Below are 1130 nucleotides of genomic sequence, written 5' to 3'. Positions count from 1 at the left end.
ATCGTTTAGTTGTATACGTCAATGATTTATTTCATCTAAAGTAAAAAACAGCACTATCTCTTTGATAGTACTGTCTTCATTCCGTTTATTGATTTATTCTTTTCTCAAAATTATCTTCTAATTTAAAAACAATCACGCGCTCACCAGTAACTGTGCTTAAATCACTATGAAATGTCACAACTTTTACGCCTGTCAAATCATAAATAATCGCATTTAAATCATCTTCTCCTGATTCGACAAGTTCTGAACGTGTACGCTTAATATTTAATAAGCCTTCGTTCGTCTTACATACACGATATTCAGCAGGTGTTAATATACCTTGTAAATTAACAATTATCATATCGCGTAAAATGTCAGTTTTTACAGATAATGACCCTCTACCTAGAAAGTCCTTTTCCCATTGCGTAATAGCTTTACTAATTTCGGATTCATAAATACCTTTAGTCTTTTTCATAACTAGACTACTCCTATATCTTGATTAACTATAGTTTAACATTAATCTAGATATTTCCGAAATCGCGTTAATTTAGATCACAATTCTTTATCACACTAATTAACAATTACCAATCTTTCCAGCTATTATTTTCATCAATACTAGCAAGTCTGACCCAACGATGATCAACTTTACGACGAAAATGATCATTTTCATTTAGCAGGCGTTGAATATGCGCATCAGGCGCTTGGATAACTACAAGGAGGCGTATTGGCGAATGATACATCTCATTATCTCCTGCCATTACTGATTGCCATGGCAGACCATACATTAGATCACTTGAGTTCCCTTGCATCACACCTACACCTGAAGTCACAGATTGTGTCGTTTTATTACCACTACCATAAAAGTGTGGTGCCACTGTAGACGCATAATATTGTAAGTTAATCCATTGAGCAACAAGAGCAGGGCCCGAGATAATCGTGTTTAAAATTTGGCCATCTTCATCTTTCGCCCAATCATAATTGTGTAAGAATGCTCGCCCCTCTAGATCACTATTCTCAGTAATTTCACGTTTACCAATTATAAATTCTGCATTTTTAGCTAATCCCCATTCAGGTCGAACTTCACTCCAATCACTTGCATAACGATGCGCTTCACCAATAGGATCCTTGTGATGTTCATCAATACTCGGTAA

Annotated in this window: 2 protein-coding genes; both read right to left on the bottom strand. The window is 35.5% G+C overall.

Annotated elements, in window-relative coordinates:
• Positions 1 to 85: 85 nt before the first annotated feature.
• On the bottom strand, positions 86 to 454 hold the full coding sequence (locus tag ACFVU3_RS40190; protein ID WP_002434441.1) for a DUF2294 domain-containing protein: 369 nt from the start codon (positions 452 to 454) through the stop codon (positions 86 to 88).
• A gap of 106 nt (positions 455 to 560) precedes the next feature.
• Positions 561 to 1130, bottom strand: a 570-nt coding sequence (locus ACFVU3_RS40185; protein ID WP_390073728.1) for a putative inorganic carbon transporter subunit DabA, incomplete at its 5' end; no start/stop codon positions are given.

The organism is Streptomyces sp. NPDC058052, assembly GCF_042885515.1.
Classification (GTDB): Bacteria; Actinomycetota; Actinomycetes; order Streptomycetales; family Streptomycetaceae; genus Streptomyces.
This window is presented reverse-complemented; position numbering and strand designations above follow the sequence as displayed.